The following is a 26,207-nucleotide window of genomic DNA, read 5'->3' on the forward strand; positions in this document are numbered from 1 at the left end:
TAATAGCCATTTGAAAGTTCCTTTGTTTATGTTTACAGTCACTATAAAAAAGAATGGTTAGTCAAAATCAACCAATAACCTTAACAAAGCTTTATAAAACTAGAACCACGATGTAGGAAATCATGAAACTACGAATACAAAAGCCTAATAAGTGGCTTCGACACGTCGTAGTAATGAAGGTGTTGCTCTATAAAAAAACAGGAACCTTTTATTTTATCATTCGTATAGTTATTTAATTACACCGAGGAGGAAAAAAGAATGAATAATCATGAAATAGATTACAAGTTGTATGGGGACGATATGCAGTTTGTTGAAATTGAACTGGATCCACAGGAAACGGTTGTAGCTGAGGCTGGCAGCTTAATGATGATGGAGGATGGCATTTCTATGGAAACCATCTTTGGAGATGGCTCCGGGGGTAGTGGCGGTGGGATTATGGGTAAATTAATGGGCGCAGGAAAACGGTTAATCACAGGTGAGAGTCTGTTTATGACTACTTTTACTAACGTAGGTAGTGGTAAAAAACACGTTTCCTTCGCTTCCCCTTATCCAGGAAAAATAATCCCAATGGATTTAAGCGAGTATAGAGGAAAAATAATTTGCCAAAAGGATGCATTTTTGGCCGCAGCTAAAGGAGTTTCCGTGGGAGTTGAATTCCAACGTAAGTTAGGTACAGGATTCTTTGGTGGTGAAGGTTTCATCATGCAAAAGCTTGAAGGAGATGGTCTTGCATTTGTCCATGCCGGAGGAACTATTCACCAAAAGGTTTTACGACCTGGGGAAGTATTACGAGTGGACACGGGTTGCCTAGTAGCTATGACTTCAGATGTTGACTATAACATTGAGATGGTTAAGGGAGTTAAAACAGCTCTATTTGGGGGTGAAGGATTATTCTTCGCTACTCTTCGTGGCCCTGGAACAGTGTGGATTCAATCCCTTCCATTTAGCCGTTTAGCGAGTCGAGTGTTTGCTGCTGCTCCCCAAACTCCAGGTGGAGGATCTAAAGGTGAAGGAAGCATAACTGGTGGGCTTTTTGATCTTTTAGGCGGGAAATAATATAAGTCTATCTCTTATGGACTGAAGACAAACTAAAAGAAATTTGTCTTCAGTTCTTTTTTATATCCAAAAAACTAGAAAACTCGGCGATATAATATTACACGTGCTATACCTTTTACGGGCACGGCTCCATCGCTATACCTATTTAATGGTCTTACTAGAAAGACCCCTAGCATATTGCTCAACAGTCTTAGTATCCCCCTTCATATACTAGTTTATAAGAACAGCTGTGTAGTTCGTTCTCATAACACGACATGATAAGGAGGGTATAAAATGGTTAATAACGCAGGATTATGGATAGGGCTTCTTGGTATCGTGCTAGCAATCGTAGGCTTTTTCTTCTACCCAATTTGGCTAGGCTTAGCTGCAATTGTTTTAGGATTCGTAGCATTGTATCACTACAAGCAGCTTATTGTAGGATGGCTTTCCATTATTTTAGGTGTAATTGTGCTCATACTTTATTTTTTCTTCTAAGCTATTGTCGATAATTATAGAAAAAGGCAACTGGATCGTAGAAACCAGGTGCCTTTTTTATATGCAGAAATAATTGGATACTTACATACGTTACCAGTAAAAGAGATAGTGTAAAAATTAATCTGGATATTGTTCCATCGCTTCAAGAAAATTTGGGTTTTCAAAGAGGTTAGGATCAGCATTGGATAGATAGAGATGTAGCTCCTGGTTAGGGGTTTGTGTTGTTGCTTTTATTATGTTATTCGTCTTTTTCGAGTAGATAAAACGAATCTTATCGTCTTCACTAGAAGCAGAAACAAATTTAAATCCTTCATAGTCATTAAATAATTGATCAAAGTAGTCTTTATCAACTTTTGTGAGTACTACTGATAGTAGTTTATCTTCGTAAAAAGAAAAGCTCGCTTGCTTATCATAATTTAAAACGAAGTCGGAGCTATCTCCATCCACTTGACCAATTAGATAATCATTACCAAAGCGTTCAAGTACTTTTGATGATGAGTCACCCAATGTTACTCCATTAAGGTGAAGATGCCCTTGCTCCTCAAAGACTGTTGGATTAACTAAATCAATTTTAATGTCTGATGGAGAATGCTGTTGATTATTAAGTTTCTGTTCTATTTTATATAGATATTCAGCATTTAGGTAATTCTGATCGTTATAGGACAAGGATAATTGAAATTTCCCTTCAGAAGTCCCCGTTATGGCTTTTATTATTTGTTTTGTCTCATTCGAGTAGAAATAATGACCATCATAGTCTGTATAAATAAATGTGAAAAATTTAAATCCATCGTAATCTTTAAATACTTGGTTGAAATAGTTTTTATCTACATTCATGAAAACTGCTGAATTCAATTTATCATCATCGAAGTAGAATTTGGCCTGACCGTCGTAGTCCATGATGAGGTCTGCTTTGCTATCTTCCTCTTGTATAATTGAATAATTTTCGCCTAAGACCCCTATAACCTTTTTATGAGAGTCACCTAACGTTATACCCTGCAGATAAAGGATTCCTCGTTCCTCTATGAATGAAGGCTTTGTTAAATCAAAACGTTGCTCTGATGTAGCCTGTAGCTTGTTTGAGGGCAGTTCATTTTTAATATTTAAGATAAAAAGGATTGTACACATTAGTAAAACAAAAGAAACCGCAACAAATCGCCATTGATGTTTTGGTCGTTTCGAGTTGTTTTCAATCTCACTTACTACATTTTGCATCACCCGTTGTTTACTTTCGGTTAAATCTCGCATTTTAGTTGGGATAAATTTATTCATTTAATAGCGCCTCCCATTCTATTCCTTTCAGTCGATTTCTTAATAGGTCTCTTCCACGACTTAACCGAGTTTTTACTGTACTTTCAGGAATGGATAATAAATGTGCTACTTCCGAAATTGTCATTTCATTAAAATAAAAGTGTATGAGAACTTCCCTATGTTTGAAGGGCAGTTCAAGAATTGCATCTCCAATAATGGCTTCTTCATCTTTTTTCACGAATTCGTCCACATATTGTTTGCCTGCTGTTGAGAAGATTTTGCTCTGTATGCGAACTTTCCGATAGGTCCAACTTTTTAAATAGTCTTTGCTTTTATTAACAGTCATCTTCATTAAATAAGCTTTTAGCTCCCCACGTTCTTCATAATAATTCTGATGATAAAATTTGATGAAAACTTCTTGTACAATATCTTCTGCCGCTTGAAGATCCTTTACATAACCATAAGCTAAACGTATTAAAGACTCTGTATTTTGAAACATTAATTCTCTTAGTTCATAAACAGTCAACAAAATCGCAAGCTCCTCTCTCTATATAGTAAACGATTCCCAAACACCCAAAGTTTGAATTTTTCTAAAAATATTTCAAATAGCCGAAGAGGACACGTGGGTCTTTGTATGCTTATATATTTTAAGGAGGATAATAGCTTGATCGAAAAAGATTTGTAAATTTTTAGTCTCCGTAATACAGTTGTATCTTTTAGGACAAAATATAGCTTATCCTATGTGAAAAAAAATAGGATTTAATCGGTGGATATTAGTAGAAAAATAATCAGCAACAAATTGGGATGTGAAGCTACTGAGATACAATCTTGTACATAATATTCAGAAATATGTTGACATTCAGAAATAAACAATGATATCCTCAAGTAGTTAGATATTTAAATTAGAAATGGAGGTACGGAAAATGACTACATTTAAAACTTCAAAAAATAATCGTATATTGATTTCGTGCCCAACAGCTAATTATTATTTTTGTAAATAATTAATACTGACGGCATGTTATGCCGTTTTTTTCTATGAGCCCACGCTTATGTAAAGAAGCGTGGGCTCTTTTTTGTGCATTTTTAATTACTTTGGTGTTTTCACGCATTGCGTGTTGCATATATAAACAAAATAATAAGAAAAGGAGTGCTGGTGATGATGATCATGGAACAGCGAAGAAAGTTATTAAAAAAGGAATCTCTCGAAAGTGGATAGCAATGGTTGGGGAAAGAAAAACCCCAGTCGACAAAAATGATGCTAATAGTTTAATCGGTAAACAATAAATAAAGGAGGAAAAGAAATGATGATATCAAAAAAGAGTGATAAGCAGATTAATAAATTTGTAGATAAAAATAAATTGGAGTTGCCAACACACTATTTAAGTGAAAAGTGGCTAACAGGAATGGTGCTAGCCACACCTTAACAATATAATTGGACTTCTCCTTAAGGAGAAAAATAATGATTTCGATTAATGATATAGAATATGCAAAGCAACGAATGGCTGACTTGGAAAAGGAAGTAAGACAATCTAAATTAGGACATAACTACCTATCTAGAAAAAAGAAAGTCCGAAAACCTTTTTTGAAAAGAGTCTTGAGTTCTTTTACACGCGTAAATTTAAAAGGCTCTGTTAAAAGCTAGAGTTGATTTTTCATGAGCTTAGTTTTTTTTGAAATGTTACGCCTAAACTAACTGTTGCGTTAGTCAAAGACAATATTAAAGGAACATGAGCTAGGAAAAAATATTCTAGCTCAATTTTAAAAATAAAGTTAACAAAAAAGGCATACCCGCTTACACGAGTATGCCTTTTAATATTATTTATTTACCTGCTTTAAAAGCCTCTAAGTACTCATTTACCTTAGCAGCATCTGCCTTAAGCTCGTTACCCGTTTCTACAAGAGGACTTACAGTTGATACTGCTTTTTTCTTGTTTCCTTGGTAATAGTTAATGATTTCATCCTGGTTGATCGAGTACAGAATCGCTTTACGTAAAGATTCGCTTTCTGATACATCACGACCTTTTGTATTAAATAGCAGATAACTTACAGCATTGCTATCGTTTTTCTGAAGAGTTAGCTTGCTATCATCTTCTACTAATTTGTATTTTGTTTCAGGAACTCCATTAAATATATGAATCTCTCCGTTGCGAAGAGCCGATAGCGCGCTATCTGCATCTGCAATGAAACGAACGGTTACGTTTGCAATCTTCGGCTCGTTTTCAGTTCCTTGCATATAAGCTGGGTTTTTTACGAATACTGCCTCATAATCATTTTTGTGGGATAAGATGTAAGGCCCACTAGCATATAACGTATTATTGTAAGAAGCACCTTCCGTTACTGTATTTTGATCCCCGTAAGGAATATCTTTGTTTACATCGAAGGTAGCAACATCGTAAGTGTTGATGCTCTCTACTTGTTTTTTAGACACAATCCCTGCAGATTGATGAGCCAAATAATTTAAAACTTGTGGGAATGGATTAGTCGTTGTAATTTTAACTACTTGGTATTTCCCTTTAGCTGCATCTGCTTGTGTTTTATCTGTCACTAGCTCTGAAATTGCTGTATCCACATTATTTTCTAAAGCTTCCTTCACTGTAATATCACTGCCAGATTGCTTCACATCAAGCTCTGAAAGATCTGATACGATTTCAATCTTTTCCATGCTTTCGTGTAAGCTATATGTGCGATGGTCTGGAACTGATTTGCTGTCTTTTGCACGGTTCATCGAGAATACGACATCCTCTGCCCCTACGCGTTCTCCCGTATCAACTGCTTTTTTATCTGTTACTGCTGCAAAGTTAATATCATCTCTTAGTAAGAAGTAATAATCTTTATTGCCATCTGCGATTGCATGGTTCAATGAAAGAGAACCGTCGGAAACTACTTTATCATCGTCTGTTAAGTTAACTAAACGAACGTACATATTTGTATTTAGTGTATTAATAGAACCATCATTTCCTTTAATAGGATCTAATGAAGTTAAGGATGCCATTCCCTGTTGCATGATCAGTGGTGCAGAATCTCTTTTAGAAGCATCTACAAAGTCAATTGTTTCCCAAGCGATTGCACGAGATTTAGCCAATCTCACAGTATCCGCATTCAATACTTCTTTATTTACTCCTTGCGCTTTAAAAGAATTATATAACGGTGCAATATATGCTTTTTCTAGGACTAAAAGATCCTCGAACTCTTTATATGTTTTTGTGTACTCTTCCGGTGTTTCTGTGCTAGCCTCTTCAATCAGCTCATCGATTTTTTTGTCAGACATAATGCTGTTATCACCGTCTGTTTTAAAAAGCGCACGTACTGCATAGTCGGGGTTACCCGTTACAGTCGTCCAGCTAGATAAAGCTAAATCATAGTTTCCTGCATCTTTTTGCGCAGTGAAGCTACCGTAGTCTGGTTGAATATTTAATTTCACATCGAAGCCATTTTTGATTAACTGGTCACGTACAATATTCATGTCCGCTTCTCCAGTGCTCATCCCTAACAGCTCAATTACTACCTTACCCTGCTCTGTTTTAGAATCAGATTTGTCTGTTGCTTTATCTACGTCTGATTTTGTGTTTACACAACCTGCCAATATTAAAACTAGCGTTAACAATAAAGCCAATAATGCTTTTGTATTCTTCATTACTTTTTCCTCCTTGTTGAGCTTGCTTTAATCCATTCTCGGATCAAATGCATCTCTAAGTCCATCGCCTAAAAAGTTAAAAGATAATACGAGACCTATAATTGCAAGGCCAGGTATAATCGCCAAATAGGAATTAGACTCTAAATAAGTACTACCTATTTTTAAAATATTGCCCCATTCAGGTATATGTGGCTCTACTCCAAGACCTAAGAAGCTCAAGCTACTCGTTGCAATTACTGCTGTACCTATTGTAAGTGTAGCTTTGACAATCATAGGTGCAAGGGAATTTGGAACAATTTGCTTAAAGATGATCGATAGATTGGAAGCCCCTAAAGCTCGGGCAGAATCTACATATTCGTAATTCGAGACCATCATCACATTCGCTCGCATTGTTCGAGCATATGTCGGAATAGAACCAACACTCAAAGCTAGTATAAGATTCGTAGTATTTGCTCCGAATGCTGCAATAATTGCAATGGCAAGTAATATCCCTGGAATTGCGTACAAAATATCAAGCAAACGCATAATGATGTTATCTGTACGTTTGCTGTAATATCCAGCCAATGCTCCTAATGCCCCTCCCACTATGAATGGTATTAACGTAGAAGCAAAGCCTACAATTAGAGAAATTCTCGCCCCGAAGATAATTCGAGAAAATACATCTCTGCCATAATTATCTGTACCGAACGGATATTCCAAGCTTGGCGACTGAAGCAGTGCCTCATAGTTATTCTCTACTGCCATATCATAGTCAAAAGTAAAACGGCTAGACACTGATAACGCGAACATAAGAACGATAAAGAACATTCCTAGTATAGCTGTAGAATTACGAGTGATTTTATCCCACATTGTGTTCCACTTCACTATTCGTGACAGACTGTTACTACGCGTTTTAATGATTAAGCTAACGCCAAGCAGTAAGTTGAAAATATTACCTGTCAACGAAGTGATAATTAATACAATCGCTAAGCCTTGCATCCACCCAGGCGCGCCTTCATCACTGACATACCTAGCTACAGCCACCAAAGTAAACACTTGGATAATTAAAATGACGAGTAAAGCACCCATTGCAGGTAAAAAAGTGTCCGACACATATGGTTTAAAGAGATTTAATGCAGAAATAACTAGAATAAACAGCTGGTTGAAAATCATCCAAATGCTGAATGTGTATTCTGGTGTTTTCTTCTCCTTGATCAAATTAAAACCGAATGATGCTATGAAGATATTACCAGTTAATAGAGCGGTTACTTGGACATAGCCAAGCCTTCTAGTAGCATTTTTTAAATGCCCTAAACTCAAAAGCTCTCGCTTCATTCTCCAGATTATAAAATACTGAATCGCTGTAAAAAATGCATATATAGCTGAAACACTACTAGCAATTGGCTTTAACGTACCCATATCAAAATTAAAGCTATTAAACAATAAAACTATTGTCAGTAGAAGAGATAATACTCCAGCAAAGTTTGCCTGAGTATATTCTCGTGACAGCTTTAGTGCATGTTGTTTTTTAGATACCACTTTTACACCTACTTCTTACAGTTGCTTCATCTTAGATTTTATACGCGGATCAAAAAATGCATATAAAATGTCGATGAGCACGTTCACTAAGGAAATGGTTATTGCAATATAAATAACTCCACCCATAATGGCTGGGATATCGGGTATAAACTGTTTGTCGACAATATAACTCCCAATACCACTAATATTGAATACTTTCTCTGTAACAGCTGCTCCACCTAGCATTCCACCAAACAGTAGTCCGATAACCGTAATGATTGGAATCATTGCATTTCCTATTGCATGCTTCCAAAGCACTTGGCGTTGGTTTAAGCCTTTTGCTTTTGCCGTAATTATATAATCCTCATTTATAATTTCTAAAACGGATGAACGTGTCATTCTCGCTACCGAAGCAGTAAGACCTGTTCCGAGCACAACTACAGGCATAATAATCGACAAATAGTTTTGAGGACTATAGGTTGCTGGAAGCCATTGTAGCTTAATAGAAAAGTTCAAGATGAAGATAAGCCCCTGCCAAAAGTTAGGGATGGACAAGCCGATCAAAGCAATGAACATAAAGGAATAATCTAAGAACGAGTTTTGTCTTGTTGCAGATATGATTCCTACTGGGATCGCGATCACTACAGCCATCACTAAAGAAAAGATAGCAATCATTAGCGTAACTGGAAACTTGTTTGCAATACTTGTTGCGACATCTTCATTTCCCGTAAAGGATGCTCCTAAATCAAATGTTACGATGCCTTTTACCGAGTTCCATAACTGATGTAAATAAGGTAAGTCTAACCCGTGCATTTGGTTGAATGCAGCAATCTGATCCTTCGTTGCACTTTCCCCTAAAAGATTGGCAGCTGGATCAAATGGTGACAAGTATAAAATAGTAAATACTAGAATGGAAACACCCGTTATCACAAAGACACTCATAATAAGTCTCTCAAAAATAAATTTACTGAACGCATTACTATATATACCTAACAAAAGGTACATCAGTAAGCCTGGTATAAATGAAATAATGAGAAATGTTGTATTTTCTAACAGACTTTGAAAATAGGATGTATAAGTAAGAGGCTTCGTGCCTTTTAACTGATGTATTTCTTCCATTTCAGTAGATACAAGCTTTTCTATTCGATCTTCTACTAGTTTATTTACTTCCGCCGTCATTTTTTCTTTATTAATTTTTTCATTAAAAAAGGCATGCTTTCGTTCATATTGTTCCTTATACTCTTCGTACAGTTCCTCTCGCACTCCCCTTGTCTCAAGTGCAGACTTTAAATCACTTTTTAAGGAAGAATGAGGATCCTTCTGTTTTTTTAAGTAAAAGAGTATAAAAGTAATTATATGAACCGGCAAACCAAGTAAAAATAACAAAATACTATAGAAGGAATGATGTTGTAGTCTTCCGTAGGTAAAACTAAATGCGTTGGAAGAAAGTTTTCTTCCCATACTAAATCCCCCCTCTCCATATTGTATAAATCCGAGTGGTATAGTATAGTATAGATTCGAACTACCATTAAGTCAACGCAAATTATTTAGTCTATTTAGAGTAGGGTTAAATGCGCCACTAATGTGCGTGTTTAGTCTTCTTTTTTGTAGAAACCGCTCATATTACTTTAAATATACGCTCTCTAACAACAGAGCATGAATCATAAACAATACGAAGATTTCATTCAGATAGGTGGTTTTCATGGAAACTATTTTAAAAGTAGAGGATTTACAGATTTCCTTTTTAACAAATGACAATGAATTTGAGGCTGTTCGAGGTGTTAGCTTTGAGGTTAAAAAAGGAGAAACATTGGGCATAGTCGGAGAATCTGGAAGTGGAAAAAGCGTCACGGCCCGTTCCATTATGCGCCTTTTACCTTCTCCTCCTTCCTTCATGAAAAATGGTTCCATTGAGTTTTTAGGGGAACAACTCCACACAAAAACAGAGAAGGAAATGGAAGCTATTAGAGGAAGAGATATCAGTATGATTTTTCAGGATCCAATGACCTCTTTAAATCCAACCATTCGTATCGGCGTTCAAATAGCAGAAAGCCTTATTAAGCACCAAAAGCTCTCGAAAAAAGAGGGAAAGGCACAAGCTATTGAGATACTCAAGCTTGTAGGAATTAAAAATAGTGAAGAACGTTATAACCAATATCCGCATGAGTTTTCTGGTGGTATGCGTCAAAGAGTTATGATTGCCATTGCTTTAGCATGTAAGCCTACTCTACTTATTGCAGATGAGCCAACTACTGCGTTAGACGTGACCATTCAAGCTCAAATACTAAATTTAATGAAGGATATGCAGAAGCGCTTTGGGACCTCTATTATTTTAATTACTCATGACCTTGGAGTTGTCGCTGGAATGTGTGACCGTGTAGCTGTGATGAAAAATGGAGAAATCGTTGAAACAGGAACTACCGAAGAAATTTTTGCTAACCCAAAGCATGACTATACGAAAAAACTATTAAATGCCTTACCTCGTTTAGACGAGAAGAAAAAGCCGAAGAAACCTCCTCTTCGTTCTATTGGATTAGAAAATGGAAAGCCACTGCTGGAAGTTAAATCTTTAAAACAGCATTTTCAAGTAAGTCGCGGGAATGTCTTAAAAGCGGTTGACGATATTAGCTTCTTTATAAAGCCCGGGGAAACTCTTGGTCTTGTAGGAGAATCAGGCTCAGGTAAATCTACTACCGGTCGGGCGATTCTTCGATTGCATGAGCCTACAGATGGAGATGTGCTATATCAAGGAATGGCCATTAATCGTTTAAGTAAAAATGAGCTTAAAACGATGCGTCGGCATATGCAAATCATCTTCCAGGACCCCTACTCTTCCTTAAATCCTCGTTTAAAGGTGCTAGACATTATTGGGCAGGCATTAGATATTCATCGTCTGAGCAAAAATGCAGAGGAGAGAAAGAAGCGGGTAGAGGAATTACTAGAATTGGTAGGCTTAGAGCCCTCGCATGCATTACGTTATCCACATGAGTTCTCTGGTGGACAGCGACAACGTATAGGTATCGCTCGAGCACTTGCGGTTGAGCCTGATTTTATCGTCTGTGACGAACCTCTATCGGCTTTAGATGTTTCTATACAAGCACAGATTGTAGAGCTTTTGGAGGATTTACAGCACAGACTAGGCCTGACATACTTATTTATCGCACATGACCTGTCCATGGTAAAACATATAAGTGATCGCGTTGCTGTCATGTATTCTGGAAAAATTGTAGAGCTAGCAGAAAGTGAGGAGCTTTATACTAATCCACAGCATCCGTACACTAAGTCTCTCTTAGCAGCCATTCCAATCCCTGACCCAAAAGTAGAGGCCAAGAAAAAGCGTGTGCTCATGGAAGAGTCTAATGTTACTGACAAGTATCAATTAAAGAATTCTGAGCTGGTTGAGGTATCCGACGGTCACTGGGTAGCTATCCCTAAGTAAGGTAGCCCTTGAAATTGTTTAAAGCCCATGTTAAACTTATTTTTATTATATTTAGATAATTTAATATTTTATTTCTTATCAAGAGAGACGGAGGGATTGGCCCTATGATGTCTCAGCAACCAGCCTTTTAGGTGTGGTGCTAAATCCAATAGACATTAAGTCTTGAAGATAAGAAGAATGACTTCAATATATATTGAGGGTTCTCTTCTTATGAAGCGAGCCCTCTTTTTATTTGATTTTATAGACAGTAGTAATCGCAACATAATATAAATAGAAGGTAGGAATTTAATATGACAAATCAATTACTTGTAAAAGCACCTTTCAAAGCAGATCACGTTGGAAGCTTCCTGAGACCGGAACGTTTAAAGCAAGCAAGGGCTCAATTTGAACAAAAAGATATTTCCCAAGAGCAGCTAACTCAAGTGGAAAATGAAGAGATTATTAAACTCATAGAAAAACAGAAGGAAGCTGGATTACTTTCTATCACAGATGGAGAATTTCGTCGAAAATGGTGGCATTTCGATTTTTTAAGCGGACTAGATGGCGTGGAATTTTATGAAACCGATCAGGGACTCTCCTTTAAAGGGGTGCAAACAAAAGCTCATGGTATTAAGGTGACAGGAAAGATTGGCTTTAGTACCCATTACATGATTGAGCATTTCAAGTTTTTAAAAGAAGCAGCTGGGGATGCTGTTGTAAAATTTACTATTCCTAGTCCGAACATGCTTTATTACCGAGCTGCAATTGAGGAAGGTGTGTATAACAATGATGAGGAATTATTTTCTGACTTAATCACAGCTTATCAAGGGTTTATCCAGGCAATTTACGATGAGGGCTGTCTTTATCTTCAGATTGATGATACTTCATGGGCTACCTCCTTTTCCGAGGAAGGCCTCGCTTCCTTAAAGGACAGGGGGTTATCGCTAGAGCAAGCCTTATCCCTTTCTGCAAGGGCTATTAATGAGTCTATTTCTAAAAGACCAGCCGATATGCTAGTGACCATGCATATTTGTCGGGGAAATTTCCGATCCACTTATATTACAAGCGGAAGCTATGAGTTAGTATCAGAAACTATATTCGGTGGATTACATGTGGATGGTTTATTTTTAGAATTTGACGATGAGCGCTCTGGTGGTTTCGAGCCTTTACGACATGTTAATCGAAAGGATTTAAATATTGTCCTAGGGCTGATTACGTCTAAGCATGGAGACCTAGAGGAAGAAGAATTAGTTAAAGCTCGCATCGAAGATGCTACTAAATATGTACCAAAAGAACAGCTTTGCTTGAGTCCTCAATGTGGATTTTCTTCTACTGAGGAAGGAAACATATTAACTGAAGAGGAACAATGGGCAAAAATTCGCCATGTAGTCCAAATAGCAAAGGATGTCTGGAACTGACTTACCCACATGTGAATAACGTTAGTAGAAATGTTTTTACATTTGCCTGTTAGGGTATCTATTTAAATAAGATATCAGTTCTATATGGGAGGAATGTATGATGAGTAAAGTTTATGAATATACAACAGATGATGTCGTAGAAGAAACCGGTAATTATACGTGTGAGTCTGGTAGTACTAGAACTTTAGAAAAAGGTTCGAAGTTCCCTTCCTGTCCCGACACGGAAGTAGTTACGTATTGGAAACGCTCTGAAAGTCATACCCACAGCTCAGGGCAGGAAGTATTAACATCCGGTCGCTATGTGGATGAAGATGGAGATGAAGCTTTTCTAGAGGCTGGCTCTACTTTTCCAAACTGCCCAAAAGCAGGAACCCCTACTACATGGTCCCATGCAGGATAACTAAGTTGCTGATACTTGTCTTATTTTAGAGACAGGTATCAGTTTTTATTTTAATAAACAAACAGCGAGCAAGTATAAAAGATAAGCCATCATGGCTGCTTGGATTTCTGTGGTGGTGGCATACCGAAATAAGAAATCTTAGTTCTTTAAATCGTCTATGGACCTTTGCACCTTGTCTTCTTGTTCTTGTCGATATTTCCTTCTAGCTTCCTCTGAGACTAACATAGACTCATTAATCCCATTTTTTACTCCCCACTTGATAATAAAATATAAAAGTATAGATAAACCTATTATCCATAAAAGCAATTGTCCCGTTGTCATTTTTAAAATCCCCCTTATTTATTGCGTACAACTACTAAATAGCTTGTGTTCACTACCAGCAAGACTAAGCACATTACTGCTATAGAAAAAATTTGCGATTGCTCGCTAAAGTAAGAAAATGCAACAGCTAAACTAATACCAGTGAGCATAAACAGGTTGAATAATCGATGCGATTTATAAAGTCCTTGTAAGGTCACGTACTTCTCCCCATCATCCATAGAGTCCATAAGCCGTTGCTCATAGTCCTTTGATTGGATGCTCGGAAGGTTTCTTTCTGGATAACTTGTCTTTATAAAATTTGCACTAAACATCGGAATGGTCCAGCTAGCTATGAACAAAAGTATAAAACCAATTTGTAAAATTGTATTGTTTGTCATTAGAATAGAAACTGCAACCGCTAATATAGATAAGACCTGTGAAATATTAGCAGCTATACCCAAATCAGCGACCTTTTTGTATTTGTACTCTTCCATTAAATCCTCTTGTTCCCCATCAAATGTTTGGGAATTAACTATTTTTATCTTCCTTATAAACACAAGACCGATTACTAAAAGAGTTAGAATCATAGCCAAAACAATATATAAAATCAGATTTACAGGATGGTCCCATGCCTCGCGACCCTGATCTTTGCCCATCATGATAGCATAGGTGATCGTAAAACCAGCTACCCCTCCGAGCAGTAAACTAACAATTGTTGTGAACATCTTTTTCATTATTCTTCCTCCCCTATTAAAAAGACATTTTCTACAGGCTCATTAAAAATTCTAGCTATACGTACAGCTATTAATATAGAAGGCATATATTCTTCTCGCTCTATTAAGCTAATAGTTTGCCTAGAAATTTTAGCTAACTTAGCTAGTTCAGTCTGATTGAGTCCATCTCTTGCTCTTAACTCCTTTAAACGGCTTTTCACCATTCCCCGCCTCCTCTTTTCCAATATATACAATTATAGTCATTTTGACAACTATAATTGTCAAAATGACTATAAAAAATGTCAATTGATTCAAATGGGTTTTTGTCTACAATTCTTTTGCAATTTCTTTTAGTTTATTCAAAACAAGCGCTTCCTCATTTGCCACCTGTGCTGTGGCAATCTTAATTAGCTCTTCATAATTTCCAATGCAAACAGAGCTTTGTGCCTGGAGAAACATAGGAATATCATTTGCATCATTTCCGAATGCTATAAATTGCTTACTTAGGACTCCAAGCTTTTGGAGTCCATTCCATTTATCAACACCCAATGGACTTATATCTAAAATTCCTTCCCGGCCATGGTTACAAATTTCTACTGGGAGCTGTTTAAGTTCATGTAATAGGTTTTCTTGATTGTTGCTATGTAAAATGACTACTTTTACTACTTTATTCAACTTATGTAATTCCACTTTTTCAGCTTGTTGTAATGTATCTAAATTCATCCTAATTGGATGGTTTTCGTCTCCTGTATAGGCGTAGTCCCACTCGCTGTCCACTAGGTACTGAGCTTTATATTTTTCTATGAGCTGAATAATTTTTTCCGATGTTTGCTTATCAAAATGAGTACTTGAAATGATTTGTCCCTCCTTGGCTACAAAAGCTCCATTTCCTCCTACCATAGGCAACTGATAGAAATGCCTAGGAAGTATCGGCAGTAAATCTCGGATCGGTCTTGCTGAGGCTAGAATTACCTCATGCCCCTTTTCCAATAATTCTTCCAATGCCTGTACCATCGCATTAGATAAAGGCTTCCCTTGAAAGCATATCGTTCCATCTAAATCAAAAATAAACTTCATTTCATTAACCCCCTCTATAAAATAATCATATCGCTTTGCTATATAATTAAAAAAGGACATATGTCCAAAAAGGAGGAAAAGATGAAAATTATCAAGACCTTAGAAATCATTGATCAGTATTTATCCCAATTTAATATGCAGGAGAAAGTTACGTCTCTCCAAAATCTGTCCTTTCACCTTCGTTCCTATAGTCCCAGTGAAGTTATTCTTAAAGAAGAAGATGAATTGGATGGAATTTATTTTCAAGTAAGTGGTAAGACAAAGGTCACCACTAGCTTAGAAAATGGAAAATCATTATTATTACGCTTTTGTCATCCTCAAGCAATTTTTGGAGATATAGAACTCTTTCAAAAGGTAGAAATACAATCACAGGTGGAAGCAGTAGAAGAAACCTCTTTATTATTTTTAGACAAGCAAACGATAGAATTATATTTAATGGAGGATCCTTTATTTTTAAGGGAATTATCGAAGCATTTAGCCTATAAACTACAAACGTGTACAACAGCTTCTAGAGTAAACTTGTTAGCTACAGTAGAAGCTCGGTTTGCAAGCTACTTATTAACTACTAGAGATAACCATAATCATTTTGGTAGAGAGATAACGACCAACCAAACAGAGGAAATTGCCTCCCTTATTGGAACAACTCAACGGCATTTAAATCGTATAATCCATTCATTCATAAAGAAAAAAATAATTGTAAAAGAAAACAAAACTTTTATAGTATTAGATTGGGGTATATTAGCAGTTCTTTCTAATGGTGTTCGATATGAATGAGGGGCTGGTTTAACACCAGCCTCTCATTAGACGATGTGCTTAATGTAAGTAACCACGGTTTCTTGTATGTATAAGAAGAACAGCCACCCAGCAATCCCTAGCAAAATGGAAACAAAAAGATGCAACGAATTTTGTAATGCCAGATATACAATCAGTAGCATTACAGCGGTGGCTGGGAATCCCCAAAGCACTCCTAAAGCGAACTTGCTCAGCGTAGAGGATTGCTCTCCTTGAACATACAACCAAACAATACTAAGTAAGCTCACTAAAGGCAATGCTGCAATAATACCTCCATAGGTGGGGAATCTCCTCGAAATCTCCGTTACCATAGCTATGATAATAGCGGATATAATAACCTTCATTAAAATGTACATTTTTTTGCTACCTCACTTAAGGTTTGAAATGCTTTTTCAATTATTATTTTTTCTTCCTGCGATAGTTGATCTAAGACTTTCGATAATTTTTGATCATCCAGACTTGTGTTTCGATATAAAACATCGGATCCTAATCCGGTCAATCGAAGAATAACTCTTCTCTGGTCCTCTCCACTTCTCTCTTTAACTATGTAATTTTTCTCAATTAGCCTTTTGACATGCTCGGAGGCCGTGTTATGTGAAATCTTTAAAACCTTTGCTACCTCATTAATTCCAGCGTCCGAATGTTTATCCAGAAGTTGAAGTATTCGTACTGCTTGATGAGTTATTTTATCCACATGTGGATAATGTAAATAAAAATAAATGTCAGTCCAATATTCATTTAGTTGATTTGATTGTATACTCATTTTTTATCCCCCGTTTTTATATCGTATAATACGATATAATTTTAACATAACCATAAAACTATTTCAGAAAAAAGATTCCACAAATGATATAGTTATATATATTACGGATACCGGACTAGTTTTTTGTTTTTTTGTCTTTGTTTTTGTTTTGTTTCTGTTTTGTTTATGTTACAAGTGCCTGGCACCTGTAATATTTGAGAAATGGTTAAGGGGTGGGTTTGGATGGATTTATTGCTGATTATTTTGCCGGTTTTTATTATCTTTTTTATTGGTTTTATAGGACAGAGGTTGATAGGGTTTGATATTAAATCTATTTCTTCAGCTGCGCTTTATCTTATGTCTCCTTTCTTAGCTTTTCGTACGTTTTATACGCATGAGTTGTCGATTGATTATGTATATATTCTAGGAGCATGTCTCTTTTTAACCTTTTGCTTATTGGGAGTCGTGTGGCTTTCTTCGCTTTTTATGCAGACTACTCGTCCTCAGTTAGCAGCATTAATTTTAGGGAGTGTTTTTCCTAATAGCGGGAACTACGGGGCACCAGTTGTTCTCTTTGCTTTAGGGGCTGTTGGATTTGATTATGCTGTTGTGATAATGGTTTTCCACGGTTTGATCATGAACACCATTGGAATCTTTTTTGCCTCTTTAGGTGGAGAGGAGAAAGCTACCTGGCAGCAAGCTGTACATAAGGTTTTAAGAATGCCATTAGTTTATGCATCCTTACTGGGAGTTCTCCTTCAAGTGCTAAATGTGACTGTTCCTCAGTCAGTAATGGAAGGTGTGGGACTAGCTGCAGATGCTTCTATTCCGACCGTCATGCTTGTGCTCGGTATGCAATTGGCAGTGATTTCAAGGAAAAAAGTTGCATATCGATTTGTTACGACAGCAACGGTTGTTCGAATGTTTGTTTCACCTTTACTAGCAGCAGCCATTATGTTTTTTCTACCGGTAAATGACTTACTTAAAACAGTCTTTATCATTCAAGCTGCCATGCCAACAGCTGCAAACACCACGATGCTTTCTTTACAATTTGGAACTGAACCAGATTTAGTATCCTTTACAACCTTTATAACTACTATTCTCAGTATCCTTACTATTCCATTCGTTTTGTTTTTTCTAGGAATTTAAATTCTAAAGCTTTTCTAAAGCCCGTTTACCGACATCCTTTCTTAGGTGGTCTTTTTTTGTAAAAGTATTTAAAGAATCGAGAATGTTACAGGTGCCAGGCACCTGTAACATTTTTTATATCCCTTGCCTTGCCGAGACGCTGCAGTGGTTATTAAAAATTGTTTTTTGGGTTGTCCTTCTAGTCTTATTATATTTTTTTTTACATAGGTTGGTTTGAAGGAGTGATTAAAGATGGAAAATTGGCAGTTTCGGGGTAGTTATAAGCCATACGTTTCTCCACGGGATCCTTGCCCCCCTATTTTAGTTAGAAAGTTTGTGCTTCCTCCACAGCTATTTACTAATTTTCAACAACCTGGATTACCGCAAAATACACCAGCAGATGCATTAATGCAAGGCTCTTTATGGCCACAGTTTGTCGATGGATTTTATAGGGAGGAGGGAATATCATGACATCAAGCGATCACCAATGGAATCTATTAAAACAAGTCCAGCAAATGGATTTTGTTGTCGTAGAGCTGACTCTCTACACCGATACACATCCAGATGATTTAGATGCTTTGGAGCAATGGCGTATGGCTATAAAAAATGCAGCTGCAGTAAGGAAGAAATATGAAGCTCAGTATGGTCCGCTTTCATTAATGACTACTCCCTCCAAGCAAGCATTAGATGTTGGCTGGCGCTGGAACTCTACTCCATGGCCATGGCAAATTTGAAAGGAGAAAACTAATGTGGGTTTATGAGAAAAAGCTGCTTTATCCTGTAGAAGTTACGACATGCAACCCAATGCTTGCTAGATATCTTATGGAACAGTACGGTGGAGCCGATGGAGAGCTCGCAGCTGCTTTGCGCTATATGAACCAGCGATACACGGTTCCTGATAAAGTAATTGGAATTCTTACCGACATTTCAACAGAAGAGTTTTCTCACCTAGAAATGCTTGCTACTATGATTTATAAATTAACAAAGGATGCAACTCCTGAGCAATTAGAAAAAGCTGGCCTTGGACCTCATTTTGTTAATCATGGGCACTCTTTATTCTATGAAAATGCTGGTGGTGTTCCTTTTACCGCTACTTACATTCAATCAAAAGGTGATCCAATTGCAGACTTATATGAGGATATTGCCGCAGAAGAAAAAGCACGCGCGACATACCAATGGTTAATCGACATTTGTGATGATCCAGGTGTAAGTGATGCACTTCGTTTCCTTAGAGAAAGGGAAAATATTCACTCCTTAAGATTTAGAGAATCGGTGGAATTACTTATAGAAGATAGAGATCAGAAAAAAATATTCTAAATAGAAATGCTTGGTGACTAGTCAAATCTAGTTCCCAAGCATTTTTTTAGATTGCGGAATGATTACAGGAGCCAGGCACCTGTAATCATTCTGTAATCATCGCGCCAGTAGTCATCTTGCATTTAATGGGAGTGTTTGGTCTGGTATATTCTTATTTGCTAGGGCAACAATAACTTAAATAATACTTCCGCCAAATATGCTACAAGGAGGAATATAAATGAAGTCACTTGTCATTAAAATTGGAGTAGTATTCCTTGTGCTTTTTGGCATTGGTTATACTACCTCCGCCATGGATAAGGGGCGACCTTATTACGAAGAGAAGGGCTATGTTATGTGGGAGATAAAAACAGATGAGAAGGTGATCGCCCTTACCTTTGATGATGGTCCTCATCCTACATATACACCGCAGGTTTTAGATTTATTAAAAAACTATGATGCAAAAGCAACTTTTTTTGTTATTGGCGAAAGAGTTGAGAAGTATCCAGAGGTTGTTTCTAGAATGGGGACAGATGAACATGAGATCGCCAACCATACGTATACACATCCACTAACCATTTCCCCAGCTAAGCTAAAGGAAGAATTAGAAAAGACAAATGATATAGTTCATAAAATAACAGGAACCTACCCCATTTTTTATCGGCCAGTAGGTGGCCAGTATAATGACAAAATTATTAACACTGCGATTGATGAAGGTTATAAAGTAATTATGTGGTCTTGGCATCAGGATACAGAGGATTGGAAAAGACCAGGTACAAAGAAAATTGTTAAAAAAGTATTATCAGGTGTGAAGCCAGGCAACATTGTTTTATTCCACGATTCTGGAGGGGACCGTTCTCAAACTATTAAAGCACTGGAAGAAATACTTCCTGAGCTTCAGCGGCAGGGATATCGGTTTGTAACTGTCTCAGAGCTTATTGAAATACATTCAATGTCTTTGCATCCATAAGTGTCTATAGTATGGATAAGGATAATTTTTTTACTCCTTCATCCATGTAAAAAGCTTGAACCATTAGAATCCCTAACGGTTCAAGCTTTCATTATTTCTACTTATTCTTTTTATCCTTTTCAAACAAGACAATTAAAGCCGGTAATAAAATACCTCGAATTAAGAAGGTATCGAGAATAATACCTACCGCAACAATGAAGCCGAATACGAACAATAATTGAATTGGCTGAGTCATTAAGACAGCAAATGTAGCTGCCAATAGAATTCCGGCAGAGGAAATTACTCCTCCTGTATGAGAAACTGCAATTTGAACAGCATCCTTCACTGAATGCTTTTGACGTTCCTCCATAAAACGAGATATTAAAATGATATTATAATCTATACCAAGCGCAACGAGGAACACAAAGGAATACAATGGAACTCGATTACTAATGGTATCAATATCAAAGAATAAATTAGATAAGAACATTCCTAAGCCTAATGCAGCTAAGAATGATAAAAGAATGGTTCCCATCATGTAAATAGGCATTTTAATAGACTTTGTCAACACGATTAATAGAATGAAGATCAAGATCGTTTCTAATACAACGATAATGATTAAATCACGATCATTAACAGCTCGATCATCCACTTGAGCAGCTGTCTCACCTGCAAAATAAAGATCGCCACTAGCATCCGATGCAGAAATGATATCCTCTTTCTCTTCTATCATTTTCTCGAGAGCATCCATTGATTCAGTAGAATATGGACTGTCCTTAAAGGTTAATTGGTATTGCACTGCTAACCCATCCTCTGATACACCAGTAGGACGTACTGAGTTTACAAGTTCTTGATTTTGAAGCTGCTCCAAAATACTTGCTTGAACTTCCTCCGTTACTTCTTCCTCTGATTCAAAAAGAACAGTTGTTGGGGCTAAATCACCTTTCGCAAACTCTTCCTCTATAATCTCATAGCCCATACGTGATGGCATATCCTCTGGGAAGGATTTCATCGTATCGAACTCATACTTAAGGTTAAACATATTCAAAGCAGATCCCACTAAAATAACAAGTATGATTAGAGCCGCTACAATTGGTTTCCCTACAACGAATGAACCAATTTTGCTCCATAGTTTACTGACCTTCTCTTCCCCTTCACCGTACTTAGGAATGCGTGGCCAGAACGACTTGCGACCAAATAACGTGAACAATGCAGGTATTAATGTTACAGAAGCAAACATAATAACAAACATCGTAGTACCAAAGATCGGAGCGAAGTTTCTATAATCTCCGAAGCTCGCAAAGAACAATACTAGCATTGCTGCAAGAACAGTACCACCTGCAAAGAATACAGGTATTCCTGTTTCTCTCATTGCCCACTTCATCGAATCGAACTTACTCTCATAATTCTTCAGTTCCTCACGATAACGAGAGAAAACAAATAAAGAATAATCAATGGTAGCTGCAAACAATAGAATAGACATAATAGATAATGACTGAGCTGCTAAATCTAGACCTCCTGCTCCGAGAATACCTAACAATTGATTAACTACCTGATATACAATCCCTGCAGCCAATAATGGAATAATTGCTAATAAAGGAGATCGATAAATGACGATTAATAGAATTAAAATGATACCAACAGTAGCTAAAATCAATACTAAATCTGCTCTTTCAAACAAATTAGTCGTGTCTACCGCAATACCAGCTGGGCCAGTAATATAAACATCTGCTCCCGCATCTTCCAAAACTATATCTCTTATTTCTTCTAGTGATTTTTCTAATTCAGCAGTTTCTAAAGAGGTTATAAAATTTAACGGAACAACGGCTGTCTTTTGGTCCTCTGAGAAGAAACCAGCTAGAGCCTGAGGTGGCAGGCTGCTAAAAGGAACAACTTCCTTTACACCTTTAATATTTGCTGCACTTACTTTATCTAATGCTTCTCCAAGGGCAGTTACATCAATTTCTGAATCCTTGGATTGTAGTACTAAAATAGCTGGAAGACTTTCTGCATCCTTAAAGTGCTCGTCAATATGCTTTTGAGCCACTACGGATTGAACATCCTCAGGAAGAGACGTGACGCTTGATACTTTATGGTCTCCCGCCCCAGGTGCAAATATTGTTAGTAAGACCGTAATCGCTATCCATGCTCCGATTGTAATCCACATACCCTTTTTAGTGGCTACAAAATCAGTGACACTTCCTAATAACTTTTTCAACAATTCCACTCCCTACTCGGTTTATTAAGTGACACTAGTGTCACTTTTGATAAAAAAACATTTTACTTTTTCATTATCCTTTTCTATCATTTTCCTGTCAATGAATCGACCTTGAACATTCCACTGCTCAAGATTTCCTTAATAGAAGCCACCCACTCGCCTTCAGGAATATTAAAATGGTTAGGAATCGCGATAATTTGAAAGATCATCCCAAGTAAAACTGCTGTAGGCAAATGCTCCTTAATAAGACCTTCTCTTCTTCCTAGCTCAATAAACCCTTCAAATTGCTGGTACATACTAATATAGTATTCGCTTATTCTAGATTTATTATTCAATGCCCGTTTTGTCGTCGGTGCAGGAATTTGACCTATGATATCCAATACCTCGTAAATATTATTATGCGCAAAAATAAAATCAATCAGCTCATTAAACTGAGTTTGGAAATCAGCACTTTTATTCAACTTATCAAAATCCGATAAAAACCTAGCCATCTCATACATCAGAAACTCAGAAATTAACTCATCTTTATTATCATAATATTTATAGAGACTTCCTCTTGAAACACCCAGACGTGAAGCCAGCTTACTAAACGTAAAAGCCTCATAGCCATCATGAATAATTAATTCCTTTGTTTCCTTAAACAAATGCTCATCAGTAAATTTTCTTTCACGAGCCATATCCAACACCTCACTATCCCACTCATTATATTACAAAAACCAACCTACACAAAATAACAGCAATGTTACGGGTGCCAGGCACCTGTAACATTGCTGTCATTGTTTTATTTATGGTTTGTTATGGCAGTTGCTATTTGGTCAATAGAAGGTACGGTGCTCGCTTTATTGTCTTCTGTAAGGACCGTGAATATGAGTAGCTCTCCGTCCTTTGTTTTCGCATAGCCTGCAAGTGCTTTAATGTTTTTAAGACTCCCGGTTTTCGCCATTACATTTCCAGCAGCTGGTGCTGTTCCTAGTCTGTGGCGCAGTGTACCACCAACGTAGCGATCTTTAGATCCAGCGATAGGCAGACTCTTATAATAGGTGTTGTACCAAGGCTCTTTTCTGATTACATACAATAATTGTGAAAGCTCTCTTGATGTAATTTTGTTGGAGTAGGATAGCCCAGAAGCATCCTCGAACTTCCATTGGGACGTGTCTATGCCAACAGAGAAAGCATAATCTCGCATGACTTGAAGTCCTGCATCCCAGCTTCCTTCACCATAAACCTTTTTTCCCATTTCCTTCGCTAAAATCTCAGCGTGTACATTGTTGCTCAGCTTCATGAATGGAATGATTAAATCCTTTAAAGGTTGTGACTTTCTTGTAAGGAGGGTCTTAGCGGTAGCTGGTGTTTTCCCTTTCACTAATTTACTAGATTTCCCAAGGGTAATCCCCTTCTCTGCTAAGGATCTTTTGAAAATGTCCAGTGCATACATCGTTGGATCTGTGACGGCAATCCATTCCTTGGATCCAGAAGTTCCTATAGGAGAGTTACCAGTAATAATCACTTTGTTTGTTCCAACCTCACGAGTGATTTTCAACGTGTTTTTACTTCCTTTAGGGACTGTCTTAGATTTATTGACTACCTTTAGTACATTTGTATTCGGAGATAGCGTTACTCTGGCTGCTTTTCCATTGCTTGTCGGTTTAGCTTCCACAATGACAGACCCTGCATCAAAATCTCCATTTGGAGATAAGGTCAATGCCGAAATAGGGGCTGCATAATAATAAGGAACGTCCTCCGCCATAATCCCCGAGGACAACCCAACGCTGTCATACCATGTATCATCTCCAATTAGGTTACCTGATATATGCTTAATACCTTGTTTGGATAGTCCTGTGGCAAAATTGTCAAAATGGCTTTTTAATAAAGTCGGATCCCCTTGCCCTTTAAGATAGAGATTACCATTCAAGGTACCCTTACTTACCTTTCCATTCGTTAATACAGCAGTAGAAAACCGGAAATCCTCTCCCAAAGTTTCTAACGCTGTAGCTCCGGTCAATAGCTTTAAGGACGATGCAGGAGTAATTCCTTTATTTCCATTGCGTTCATAGATGATTTCTCCTGTAGAAGCCTTGCGAACTGTAATACTGGAAGTTGCATTTTTCATTCGATTGTCTGCCATTATTGTATTTAATTTATTCGTTAAACTAGTATAGGTTGAAGCAGCCTCAACCGATGAAATGGACGGATTAGGTACAAATATAGCGCTTCCTGTTAAGATGATAGCTACTAATGTAATAAGTACTTTTCTGCAAGCCTTCAATTCTCTACCTCCAAATTATCTATTTTTTTGTTAGTTTAACATGAAATAGTAAAATAATAAGTTCAAAATGTATATCTTTCTAAAAACCTGTCTTTTTTCCTACTACAAAATAAAACGAGGTGTAAAGTCACTGACCTTATCACCTCTTCTAACTTTCTACTTTAAAGGTTTCAAAGCATTGGTTTGCTCTAAGTAAATAAACGCATCATATCTTTCACTTATTTTAGAAGGAACATAATTACCATAGGCCTCAAAAGAGGGATTATAAACGACTCCTATGGCTCGATGACCTATCCACTCATTGAACAGAGCACGATTATCTTTATTAAAGAGTAATAGCTTGTCTCCACCTCCAGCATCGTGGAGCACATCCTCCCAGGAATCCTTCCTCGCTGGAGGAACTTTTTCTTTTTTGTAGGGGGTGTCCCATTCATCTGCAGCTATTACTGTTCCTGAATGAGTACCAAAGCCTAACGCAAATACATTGTCTCTTCTATTTTGAAGACGAAGGATTTGTCCAACATTCAACATACCTGCATCCTTCATATCTGTAGCTGACGCATCACCAATATGCGTATTATGCTCCCAAATAATGATTTTTGCATCTTTTCCATGGTAATCCATTATTTCATTAATGGCCTCTACCATATGCTCATCTCGGACATTCCATGACAAATCATCACTTCGAACCATTGCTCGGTAATATTCCTCTGCATTTTGGGCCACTAAAGCGTTTATCTTCAAATTTAAGTCATTTTCTCCTTCGTCTTTAAAGTTATCCTCGTGTTCTCTGATGGACTTGATAAGCTTTGATACCTCTTCTATACAAGCCTCTGAAATGTCTAACGTGGAAAGTGCGTATGTTTCCGGATGTCGATTAAATGGTTCAAAGCAAGAAATAGCTCTTTGTGCAAATTGTAATTCCGTTCCGTTTGGATCGGTTTCCTTTAAATATCGAATGACCTCATCCAAAGATTCCCATAGGCTATATACATCGATTCCATAAAAGCCAATTTTATCTTCCTTATGGCCATTATAGTCCTTTAACCATGTAGAAAATTCAGCAATTTCTTCGTTGGCCCACATCCAGGTTGGCCAACGCTCAAATGCAGCCTTAAGCATTTCTTTAGCATCCGAGTACTTACTATAACCCTTTATGAATCGATTAATGTGCTGTGTGGATGGCCAATCTCCCTCAACCGCTATTAAAGTAAAACCCTTTTCCTTTATTAATCTTTTCGAAATTTCAGCTCTTACCTTATAAAACTCCGAGGTACCATGACTCGCCTCGCCAAGTAAAACAATGTTAGCTCCCCCAATTGCTTCTAATAAAGGATTTAAATCTTCATCCGTGGACATCGGCAACGCAAATTGCTGAATAGACTCCTTTAATTTCTTCAATAATTGCACTCCTCTCATATAAAGTTTGAGTAATCTAAATTATTTTTATTCTATTTTATATGCCGAGCTAGAAATTAACCAAATATATGGTATGATATTGTAAATTAAATGCGATGAAGAGAAGAGTAAGTAATTTAAAGTCTTCCAAAAGAGAGTCCTGGTAGCTGAAAAGGGATGAAGAAG

Annotated in this window: 29 protein-coding genes, 1 riboswitch and 1 other annotated feature (1 of these 31 running past the window's edge); of the genes, 14 read left to right on the forward strand and 15 right to left on the reverse strand. The window is 37.1% G+C overall.

Going from position 1 to position 26,207, the window contains the following annotated elements:
* Positions 1–258 precede the first annotated feature (258 nt).
* Positions 259–1,056 (forward strand): TIGR00266 family protein, encoded by a 798-nt coding sequence (locus Q0371_RS00360; protein WP_169359022.1) that lies wholly within the window; start codon positions 259–261, stop codon positions 1,054–1,056.
* Positions 1,057–1,329: 273 nt separating this feature from the next.
* Positions 1,330–1,530: a C4-dicarboxylate ABC transporter gene (locus Q0371_RS00365; protein WP_169359023.1), complete on the forward strand. Its 201-nt coding sequence runs from the start codon at positions 1,330–1,332 to the stop codon at positions 1,528–1,530.
* A gap of 117 nt (positions 1,531–1,647) precedes the next feature.
* On the opposite strand, the gene Q0371_RS00370 is transcribed toward Q0371_RS00365, so the two are convergent.
* Positions 1,648–2,799, reverse strand: a complete 1,152-nt coding sequence (locus Q0371_RS00370) for a hypothetical protein (RefSeq protein WP_298466822.1) — start codon at positions 2,797–2,799, stop codon at positions 1,648–1,650.
* On the reverse strand, positions 2,792–3,307 hold the full coding sequence (locus tag Q0371_RS00375; protein ID WP_298466824.1) for a sigma-70 family RNA polymerase sigma factor: 516 nt from the start codon (positions 3,305–3,307) through the stop codon (positions 2,792–2,794). Before Q0371_RS00375 ends, Q0371_RS00370 begins: the two co-directional genes overlap by 8 nt.
* Positions 3,308–3,798: 491 nt before the next feature.
* Between Q0371_RS00375 and Q0371_RS00380 the strand changes: the two genes are divergently transcribed.
* From Q0371_RS00380 to Q0371_RS00390, 3 genes are read left to right on the forward strand one after another with little or no spacing between them, the layout of a single operon-like run.
* Complete coding sequence (locus Q0371_RS00380; RefSeq protein WP_298466826.1) at positions 3,799–4,062, forward strand: hypothetical protein; 264 nt, start codon at positions 3,799–3,801, stop codon at positions 4,060–4,062.
* Between the two features lie 17 nt (positions 4,063–4,079).
* Complete coding sequence (locus tag Q0371_RS00385) at positions 4,080–4,202, forward strand: hypothetical protein (protein ID WP_285841665.1); 123 nt, start codon at positions 4,080–4,082, stop codon at positions 4,200–4,202.
* Positions 4,203–4,237: 35 nt separating this feature from the next.
* Entirely contained in the window at positions 4,238–4,420 is a 183-nt protein-coding gene (locus tag Q0371_RS00390; RefSeq protein ID WP_251553528.1) for a hypothetical protein, read from the forward strand.
* 177 nt (positions 4,421–4,597) lie between these two features.
* Here Q0371_RS00390 and Q0371_RS00395 read toward each other — a convergent pair whose 3' ends face one another.
* From Q0371_RS00395 to Q0371_RS00405, 3 genes are read right to left on the reverse strand one after another with little or no spacing between them, the layout of a single operon-like run.
* Positions 4,598–6,412, reverse strand: a complete 1,815-nt coding sequence (locus Q0371_RS00395; RefSeq protein WP_251553529.1) for an ABC transporter substrate-binding protein — start codon at positions 6,410–6,412, stop codon at positions 4,598–4,600.
* 27 nt (positions 6,413–6,439) lie between these two features.
* Positions 6,440–7,930, reverse strand: a complete 1,491-nt coding sequence (locus Q0371_RS00400) for an ABC transporter permease (protein ID WP_298466834.1) — start codon at positions 7,928–7,930, stop codon at positions 6,440–6,442.
* Between the two features lie 15 nt (positions 7,931–7,945).
* On the reverse strand, positions 7,946–9,370 hold the full coding sequence (locus Q0371_RS00405) for an ABC transporter permease subunit (RefSeq protein WP_298466837.1): 1,425 nt from the start codon (positions 9,368–9,370) through the stop codon (positions 7,946–7,948).
* A gap of 241 nt (positions 9,371–9,611) precedes the next feature.
* On the opposite strand from Q0371_RS00405, the gene Q0371_RS00410 reads away from it, so the two are divergent.
* From Q0371_RS00410 to Q0371_RS00420, 3 genes are all read left to right on the forward strand, one after another.
* Positions 9,612–11,348 (forward strand): ABC transporter ATP-binding protein, encoded by a 1,737-nt coding sequence (locus Q0371_RS00410; RefSeq protein ID WP_285841666.1) that lies wholly within the window; start codon positions 9,612–9,614, stop codon positions 11,346–11,348.
* 72 nt (positions 11,349–11,420) lie between these two features.
* A riboswitch (SAM riboswitch) is annotated at positions 11,421–11,523 on the forward strand.
* 115 nt (positions 11,524–11,638) lie between these two features.
* Positions 11,639–12,745 carry a 5-methyltetrahydropteroyltriglutamate--homocysteine S-methyltransferase gene (locus tag Q0371_RS00415; protein WP_298466840.1) on the forward strand — a complete coding sequence of 369 codons (1,107 nt, stop codon included), beginning with the start codon at positions 11,639–11,641 and terminating at the stop codon, positions 12,743–12,745.
* A 100-nt stretch (positions 12,746–12,845) separates the two neighbouring features.
* Positions 12,846–13,145, forward strand: coding sequence for a hypothetical protein (locus tag Q0371_RS00420; RefSeq protein ID WP_298466843.1), 300 nt, complete (start codon positions 12,846–12,848; stop codon positions 13,143–13,145).
* Positions 13,146–13,283: 138 nt separating this feature from the next.
* Here Q0371_RS00420 and Q0371_RS00425 read toward each other — a convergent pair whose 3' ends face one another.
* The 4 genes from Q0371_RS00425 to Q0371_RS00440 all read right to left on the reverse strand — a co-directional run bounded on the left by Q0371_RS00425 (position 13,284) and on the right by Q0371_RS00440 (position 15,235).
* The gene (locus tag Q0371_RS00425) at positions 13,284–13,466 is read right to left on the reverse strand and encodes a DUF6019 family protein (RefSeq protein ID WP_251553534.1); all 183 of its coding nucleotides are present in this window, start codon (positions 13,464–13,466) and stop codon (positions 13,284–13,286) included.
* Between the two features lie 14 nt (positions 13,467–13,480).
* On the reverse strand, positions 13,481–14,179 hold the full coding sequence (locus tag Q0371_RS00430) for a DUF3169 family protein (RefSeq protein ID WP_251553535.1): 699 nt from the start codon (positions 14,177–14,179) through the stop codon (positions 13,481–13,483).
* Positions 14,179–14,379: a helix-turn-helix transcriptional regulator gene (locus Q0371_RS00435; RefSeq protein WP_298466930.1), complete on the reverse strand. Its 201-nt coding sequence runs from the start codon at positions 14,377–14,379 to the stop codon at positions 14,179–14,181. The genes Q0371_RS00430 and Q0371_RS00435 overlap by 1 nt, the downstream gene beginning before the upstream one ends.
* A gap of 106 nt (positions 14,380–14,485) precedes the next feature.
* A complete protein-coding gene (locus Q0371_RS00440) occupies positions 14,486–15,235 on the reverse strand; it encodes an HAD family hydrolase (protein ID WP_169359034.1) in 750 nt (249 codons plus the stop codon).
* An 81-nt stretch (positions 15,236–15,316) separates the two neighbouring features.
* Between Q0371_RS00440 and Q0371_RS00445 the strand changes: the two genes are divergently transcribed.
* Complete coding sequence (locus tag Q0371_RS00445) at positions 15,317–16,009, forward strand: Crp/Fnr family transcriptional regulator (protein ID WP_169359035.1); 693 nt, start codon at positions 15,317–15,319, stop codon at positions 16,007–16,009.
* A 26-nt stretch (positions 16,010–16,035) separates the two neighbouring features.
* Here the strand turns inward: Q0371_RS00445 and Q0371_RS00450 are convergent, their stop codons facing one another.
* Both Q0371_RS00450 and Q0371_RS00455 read right to left on the reverse strand, forming a co-directional pair.
* Positions 16,036–16,383: a DUF3147 family protein gene (locus Q0371_RS00450; protein ID WP_169359036.1), complete on the reverse strand. Its 348-nt coding sequence runs from the start codon at positions 16,381–16,383 to the stop codon at positions 16,036–16,038.
* On the reverse strand, positions 16,371–16,790 hold the full coding sequence (locus Q0371_RS00455; RefSeq protein ID WP_298466855.1) for a MarR family winged helix-turn-helix transcriptional regulator: 420 nt from the start codon (positions 16,788–16,790) through the stop codon (positions 16,371–16,373). Before Q0371_RS00455 ends, Q0371_RS00450 begins: the two co-directional genes overlap by 13 nt.
* Positions 16,791–17,012: 222 nt before the next feature.
* Between Q0371_RS00455 and Q0371_RS00460 the strand changes: the two genes are divergently transcribed.
* From Q0371_RS00460 to Q0371_RS00480, 5 genes are all read left to right on the forward strand, one after another.
* Positions 17,013–17,918 (forward strand): AEC family transporter, encoded by a 906-nt coding sequence (locus Q0371_RS00460; RefSeq protein ID WP_298466858.1) that lies wholly within the window; start codon positions 17,013–17,015, stop codon positions 17,916–17,918.
* A 231-nt stretch (positions 17,919–18,149) separates the two neighbouring features.
* Entirely contained in the window at positions 18,150–18,368 is a 219-nt protein-coding gene (locus Q0371_RS00465; protein WP_169359038.1) for a hypothetical protein, read from the forward strand.
* The gene (locus Q0371_RS00470; protein WP_169359039.1) at positions 18,365–18,631 is read left to right on the forward strand and encodes a spore coat protein CotJB; all 267 of its coding nucleotides are present in this window, start codon (positions 18,365–18,367) and stop codon (positions 18,629–18,631) included. Before Q0371_RS00465 ends, Q0371_RS00470 begins: the two co-directional genes overlap by 4 nt.
* 13 nt (positions 18,632–18,644) lie before the next feature.
* Entirely contained in the window at positions 18,645–19,214 is a 570-nt protein-coding gene (locus Q0371_RS00475) for a manganese catalase family protein (protein ID WP_298466861.1), read from the forward strand.
* A gap of 217 nt (positions 19,215–19,431) precedes the next feature.
* A complete protein-coding gene (locus tag Q0371_RS00480; protein WP_298466864.1) occupies positions 19,432–20,160 on the forward strand; it encodes a polysaccharide deacetylase family protein in 729 nt (242 codons plus the stop codon).
* A gap of 97 nt (positions 20,161–20,257) precedes the next feature.
* On the opposite strand, the gene Q0371_RS00485 is transcribed toward Q0371_RS00480, so the two are convergent.
* From Q0371_RS00485 to Q0371_RS00500, 4 genes are all read right to left on the reverse strand, one after another.
* Complete coding sequence (locus Q0371_RS00485) at positions 20,258–22,357, reverse strand: MMPL family transporter (protein WP_298466869.1); 2,100 nt, start codon at positions 22,355–22,357, stop codon at positions 20,258–20,260.
* Positions 22,358–22,443: 86 nt separating this feature from the next.
* Entirely contained in the window at positions 22,444–23,034 is a 591-nt protein-coding gene (locus tag Q0371_RS00490) for a TetR/AcrR family transcriptional regulator (RefSeq protein ID WP_298466872.1), read from the reverse strand.
* Between the two features lie 104 nt (positions 23,035–23,138).
* Positions 23,139–24,623, reverse strand: coding sequence for a D-alanyl-D-alanine carboxypeptidase/D-alanyl-D-alanine-endopeptidase (gene dacB / locus Q0371_RS00495; protein WP_298466875.1), 1,485 nt, complete (start codon positions 24,621–24,623; stop codon positions 23,139–23,141).
* 156 nt (positions 24,624–24,779) lie between these two features.
* The gene (locus tag Q0371_RS00500) at positions 24,780–26,024 is read right to left on the reverse strand and encodes an erythromycin esterase family protein (protein WP_240949650.1); all 1,245 of its coding nucleotides are present in this window, start codon (positions 26,022–26,024) and stop codon (positions 24,780–24,782) included.
* Between the two features lie 104 nt (positions 26,025–26,128).
* Positions 26,129–26,207: a binding site (T-box leader), on the forward strand (it continues 182 nt past the right edge of the window).

Source organism: uncultured Psychrobacillus sp., assembly GCF_938022135.1.
Classification (GTDB): Bacteria; Bacillota; Bacilli; order Bacillales_A; family Planococcaceae; genus Psychrobacillus.